Source organism: Cupriavidus sp. GW823-FHT06D04, assembly GCF_058795055.1.
This window is the reverse complement of the sequence record NZ_JBXAHL010000088.1, coordinates 1-5,988: the sequence shown is the minus strand read 5'-3', so window position 1 is coordinate 5,988 and position 5,988 is coordinate 1. Positions and strand designations below refer to the sequence as shown.

Annotated in this window: 6 protein-coding genes; all 6 read right to left on the bottom strand. The window is 69.3% G+C overall.

Annotated elements, in window-relative coordinates; translation table 11 throughout:
• On the bottom strand, positions 1 to 470 hold a 470-nt coding region (locus AC1Q7H_RS39570), incomplete at its 3' end, for a biotin synthase BioB (RefSeq protein WP_492382498.1).
• A 19-nt stretch (positions 471 to 489) separates the two neighbouring features.
• On the bottom strand, positions 490 to 1,227 hold the full coding sequence (gene bioD, locus AC1Q7H_RS39565; protein ID WP_153956054.1) for a dethiobiotin synthase: 738 nt from the start codon (positions 1,225 to 1,227) through the stop codon (positions 490 to 492).
• A complete protein-coding gene (gene bioF, locus AC1Q7H_RS39560; RefSeq protein WP_153956053.1) occupies positions 1,224 to 2,438 on the bottom strand; it encodes an 8-amino-7-oxononanoate synthase in 1,215 nt (404 codons plus the stop codon). The genes bioD and bioF overlap by 4 nt, the downstream gene beginning before the upstream one ends.
• Entirely contained in the window at positions 2,428 to 3,840 is a 1,413-nt protein-coding gene (gene bioA / locus AC1Q7H_RS39555) for an adenosylmethionine--8-amino-7-oxononanoate transaminase (protein WP_194946908.1), read from the bottom strand. The genes bioF and bioA overlap by 11 nt, the downstream gene beginning before the upstream one ends.
• A gap of 266 nt (positions 3,841 to 4,106) precedes the next feature.
• Positions 4,107 to 4,895, bottom strand: coding sequence for an enoyl-CoA hydratase/isomerase family protein (locus AC1Q7H_RS39550; protein ID WP_153956051.1), 789 nt, complete (start codon positions 4,893 to 4,895; stop codon positions 4,107 to 4,109).
• A gap of 37 nt (positions 4,896 to 4,932) precedes the next feature.
• Positions 4,933 to 5,826, bottom strand: a complete 894-nt coding sequence (locus AC1Q7H_RS39545; protein WP_013955263.1) for a dienelactone hydrolase family protein — start codon at positions 5,824 to 5,826, stop codon at positions 4,933 to 4,935.
• Between the last annotated feature and the right edge of the window lie 162 nt (positions 5,827 to 5,988).

Sequence of the window (5,988 nt, the reverse complement as noted above, 5' to 3'; positions counted from 1 at the left end):
AGCGTGACGCAGGTCTCCAGGCCCATCGCCTTCACTTCGCGCACCATGTCCATCACCGGCTCCAGGTGGCGGTCCTTCGGGCTGCGCCAGGCGGCGCCCATGCAGAAGCGGGTGGCACCATTGGCCTTGGCCGCGCGCGCGGCGTCCAGCACCTCGTCCAGCGCCATCAGCTTCTCGGCCTTCACGCCGGCATCGTGGTGCGCGCTCTGCGGGCAGTAGCCGCAATCCTCTTCGCAACCGCCGGTCTTGATCGACAGCAGCGTGGACAGCTGCACGGTATTGGCGTCGAAGTGCTCGCGGTGCACTTGCTGGGCGCGGAACAACAGGTCGTTGAACGGCAGCGCGAACAGCGCGGCAACGTCATCGACGCGCCACGCGGCGTCATCGGGCAGTGCGTGCGAGCGCGCGCTCTGGCGCAGGGAATCGACGGAAACGGTAGTAACGGTGGTAGCGGTGTGAGCTTGAGTCATGATCGATGCGAATTCTGGTTCAGGCAGCAAGGCCGGCGGCCTCGGCTTGGTATTGGGCGGCGGCGGCGAACAGCGGCGCAAGGTCGAGCCGGCCAGCGGCAGCGGCGGGCGCCAGTTGCCAGGGCAATTCACCCAGGCAAGGCGCGTCCAGCGACGCGTGCAGCGTGGCGATGTTCTCGTCGGCCAGCAGCATGTCCGGGTCGACCCGGTTGGCGATCCAGCCCGCCAGCGGCAGGCCGCGCGCGCGGATAGCTTCGGCGGTCAGCACGGCGTGGTTCAGGCAGCCGAGCCGGATGCCGACCACCATCACCACTGGTACCGCCAGCATCACCGCCAGGTCGGCGGTGTTCCAGCGCACGGCGCCGGCGTCGAGCGGCACGTTGAAACCGCCCACGCCCTCCACCACTACCGCATCCGCCTGGCGGCGCAGCGCGTCGAAGGCGGTGCGGACCGGCGCGCGCGTGATGCGCACGCCCTCGTGCGCGGCGGCCAGGTGCGGCGAGCACGGCGTGCGCAGCAGGAACGGGCAGGTCTGGCCCAGCGGCACCGCCACCGAGCTGGCGGCGCGCAGCTGCGCCACGTCGTCGTTGTGCCAATGGCCGTCGCGCCACTCACTGCCGCTGGCCACGGGCTTCATGCCCGCGGTGCGGTAGCCGGCGGCATGGAGCGCATGCAGCAGCGTGGCGCTGGCGTGGGTCTTGCCGATGCCGGTATCGGTGCCGGTGACAAAGCAGGCGAAAGGCGCGCGCGTGCTCATGCGGCCTCCCACTGCGCCACGGCGGCGCTCAGGGCATCCAGCAGGCGCCGCACATCGTCTTCGGTGTGCGAAGCCGACAGCGTGATCCGCAGCCGCGCGGTGCCCTCAGGCACGGTCGGCGGCCGGATCGCGCCAACGCGGATGCCATCCGCCTCCAGCGTGGCCGACAGCGCCAGCGCGGCGCCGTTGTCGCCGACGATCAGCGGCTGGATCGCGGTCTCGCTGTCGCCCAGCGTCCACCCCGCGATGGCAGCCAACTGGGCCAGCCCCTCGCGCAGCATGCCGATGCAGCGCGTCAGTTGCGCCCGGCGTTGCCTGCCCTCTTCTCCTTCGAGGATCGCCAGGCTGGCCAGCAGCGCATGCGCGACAGCCGGCGGCGCGGCCGTGGTGTAGATATAGGGCCGCGCGGTGTTGACCAGGTGTTCGATGATGGCCTCGTGTGCGGCGACAAAGGCACCCGCCACGCCGGCGGCCTTGCCGAGCGTGCCGACATAGATCAGCCGCTCGGACGACAGTCCCAGCGCTTCCAGCACGCCGTGGCCCTGCTCGCCCAGCACGCCGAAGCCGTGGGCATCGTCGACGATGATCCAGGCGTCATGGCGCTCGGCCAGTTCCAGCAGCTTGCGCAGCGGCGCGACATTGCCGTCCATGCTGAACACGCTGTCGGTCACGATCAGCTTGCGCTCGCTGGTGCTGGCCGCCAGCAGCGCTTCCAGCACGGCGGTGTCGCAATGCGGGTAGCGCTGCACGTCGGCGCGCGCGAGCCGCGCCCCATCGATCAGCGAGGCATGGTTGAGCGACTCACAGAACAGCGTGGCGCCCGCCGTGCCCAGCGCGGTCAGCACCGCCATGTTGGCCATGTAGCCGGTGCAGAAATACAGCGTGCGCGCATGCGGGATATGCGGGGCGAGCCAGCGCGCCAGTTCCGCTTCCAGCTGGGTGTGCGCCAGCGAATGCCCGCTGACGAGGTGCGAGGCGCCGCTGCCGGCGCCATAGCGCTGCGCGCCTTCCACCAGCGCGGCGATCACGTCCGGGTGGTTGGCCAGCCCCATGTAGTCGTTGCTGCAGAAGGTCAGCAGCGATTCCGGCTCGGACCCGTCCTCGCCCACGGCCTGGTGCGGCGCGCAGGCAGTGTGGGCAACGCGGCGGCGGCGCGTCAGGGCCAGCGCGTGGCGCTGTTCGGCGGCCTGCCTCAGTTGTTCAAGCAGCATGGCGCACCTCCCCGCTCGTGCTCATATCGGTGGTCACGTCGTCGAGCGTGGCCAGCAGTTGCTCGCCCAGCCAGCGTGCCTGTGCGGCATCGAAGACGTAGGGCGGCATCACGTACAGCGTATTGCCGATCGGGCGCACCAGCAGCTCGCGCTCGCGCGCGGCGTGATGGAAGCGCGCGGCAAAGTCGGCGCCGGCGACGTCATCGCGCACATCGGCGGCCCAGATCAGCCCGCGCTGGCGCACGTGCCGCAGGCGCGCGTCGGCGGCCAGCGCGGCCATGCCGTCGGCGAGCCAGTGCGCGCGCTCGCGGTTGCGCGCGAGCACGTCGTCCTGCGCGAACAGGTCCAGCGTGGCCAGCGCGGCGCGGCAGGCCAGCGGGTTGCCGGTGTAGGAGTGCGAATGCAGGAAGCTGCGGGCCAGCTCGTCGGCGACGAAGGCGCGCTGGATCTCGGGGCGCGACAGCACCAGCGACAGCGGCAGATAGCCGCCGCTGATACCCTTGGACAGGCACAGGAAGTCGGGCCACAGGTGCGCGGGCAGCGGCGCCTCGCCGGCGCGCGACTGTTCCCACGCGAAGAAGGTGCCGGTGCGCCCGCAGCCCACCGCGATCTCGTCGGCGATCAGGTGGATCCGGTAGCGGTCGCACAGTGCGCGCGCGCCATCCAGATACGACGGGTCGTACATCGCCATGCCGGCGGCGCCCTGCACCAGCGGCTCGACGATCAGCGCGGCGATCTGGCCGGCGCGCTCGCGCAGCAGGGTTTCCAGCTCCGCCAGGGCGCGGGCAGCCACGTCCGCAGCGCTCTCGCCGGGTGCGGCCTGGCGTGCGTCGGGCGACATCACCACGTGTGCGCGGCGGATCAGCGGATCATAGGCATCGCGGAAGACTTCCATGTCCGTCACCGCGAGCGCGCCCACGGTCTCGCCGTGGTAGCCGTGGCGCAGGCAGACGAACTCGCGCTTGGCCGGCAGGCCGGTATTGCGCCAGTAGTGGAAGCTCATCTTCAGCGCGATCTCGACCGCCGAGGCGCCGTCCGAAGCGTAGAAGACATTGCCGAGCGCGCCGCCGGTCAGCGCTGACAGGCGCTCGGCCAGTTCCACCGCCGGGGCGTGGGTGCAGCCGGCGAGCATCACGTGCTCCAGCGTTTCCAGCTGGCTGGCCAGCGCGGCGTTGATGCGCGGGTTGGCGTGGCCGAACAGGTTGACCCACCACGAACTGGTGGCGTCGAAATAACGGCGGCCGTCGGCATCATGCAGCCACGGGCCAACGCCGCGCACGATCGCCAGCGGCACGGCGTCGTCGTCGGGACGCAGCCGCGTGCACGGATGCCAGACGGCGTTGCGGCTGCGCTGGCCGAGTGCCTGCGCGTCGCTGCCTGGGGAAAGGGACAGGTGATCCAAGGTAGCCCTCCTTTGTTGACCGTCCGCGCGCGCGCCGCTGCCGGCAAGGCCGGGCAGTGCAACGGTGGCGGACAGGTTGGGGAGGGTCATGTTAGGAATGTCTTCTCGCGCTTGGCAATGAAGGTGATATTTTCGCGTTGGCAGTACTTTGACCGGATTTACCGAACGTTATCGGGGTGAAGCGCTGTTCTTGTCGCTAGCGTGCCGCGATCTCCACGCAACCTGCCGGTAGTCTTTTTTTCACTGCGGCAGGCCGCACGTGTGACTCAAGCGGGGCGCCACGACGGCGAGCGCTTTTCCAGGAACGACTTCACCCCTTCACGCCCCTCTTCCGACGCCCGGATCTTCGCAATCCGGTCCGCGGTATCGGCCAGCAAATCGTTGTCGATCGCACGCCCGGCGATGTCCTGCACCAGCCGCTTGCTTTCGCGCACGGCGTTCGGGCTGTTGGCCACCAGCGCGGTCGCCAGTTCGGTGACCTTGGCATCCAGGGCCTCGGCCGGCACCACCGTGTGCACAAAGCCCAGCCGCAGCGCCTCGGCGGCATCGAAACGCTCGGCGGTGATGAAGTAGCGGCGTGCGGCCTGCTCGCCCAGCGCGCGGATCACATACGGGCTGATGGTGGCGGGCAGCAGGCCCAGGCGCGCCTCGGACAGGCAGAAGTGCGCGTGCTCGGCTGCCACCGCGATATCGCACGCGGCCACCAGGCCCATGCCGCCGGCGTAGGTGTCGCCCTGGATGCGCGCGATCACCGGGCGCGGGCACGACCAGATGGTGTGCAGCATCTGCGCCAGGGTCAGCGCATCGGCACGGTTCTGGTCGTCGGAATAGCCCGCCATCTTCTTCATCCAGTTCAAGTCGGCGCCGGCGCAGAAGGCCGGGCCATTGCCGGCCAGCACGATTGCGCGCACCTCGTCCATGTCGCCCAGCGCGCGGAAGGCGCCGGTCAGCTCGGCGATCACGGTCTCGTTGAAGGCGTTGCGCACATCGGGCCGGTTCAGCGTGACGGTGGCGACGTGGCTGGCGATATTGACGGTCAGTGCGGTGAATTCCATGGTTCGCTCCGTTGGCGGAAAAGTTGTCTGGTGCGGTTCAGGTGCCGGCGTCGAACGGCAGGCCCAGCGAGCGGAAGAAGTTGCCGACTTCAGGCAACCACACCGGGATGCCTTCACGCGCGCTGAAGACGCGATGCGAGTCGTTGCCGAACTCGCCCACGTCCAACAGCCGTGATTGAGCCGCGGGGCCGGTGGCGCGCGCCTTGAAGGCGTTGAACATGCGGCCGGGCAAGGGCACCGGCCAGTAGCTGTCGTTGTCGCCGTACACCCACAGCGACGGGTAGCGCGCCAGGCCGCCGTAGCTGGCAAAGGCATCGACCAGGCGCTCTTCCCAGTCCGGGCAGTTCAGGTTGCGCAGTCCGCCCGCAAAATTGATCACACCCAGCACCCCGGGATAGCCGATGGTGCTAAACGCCATCGTGGTCAGGCCCCCGTGCGACTGGCCGATCACGACAATGCGCTCCATGTCCACATAGGGCTGCGTGGCCATGAAGTCGAGCGTGGCGACGACATCGTCGGCCTGCATCATGCCGTTGGCCTCGATATCGCAACTGCCGCCCACATAGGCGCCGCCCGAGCGCGCAAAACCCTGCCGCATCGGCAGCACCACGGCGTAGCCGCGGCGCAGGAATTCCACGCTCTGCGCCGGAAAGCGCGCGCGCCCCTGCATGGCGGGCCGGCCCGGCGCCTTGCCGTGGTTGATCACCACCAGCGGAAACGGCCCGTCGCCAGCCGGCTTGAATACCGTGGCTTCCAGGTCGATGCGCGACGGGATCGCCGCTTTGGGCAGCATCACCACCTGCTCCTGGAAGCGCATGCGCGCAGCTTTGCCGTTTCCGTTCGCAGTCTGCGCATGCCCGCACAGCGGCGCCAGCATGGCGAACGCCGTAACCAGGGCTAGGCTGCAAAGCAGGCGGGCGACGCTGCGCATGGGGTGGAAGGCGGTAATGGGACAGTAGTGGCTTGGCCGCAATTACATGCGGAACACGCCGAACTTCATCTCGTCGATCGGTGCATTCAGGCTGGCGGAAAGACCCAGGCCCAGCACGGTGCGGGTCTGCGCCGGGTCGATCACGCCGTCGTCCCACAGCCG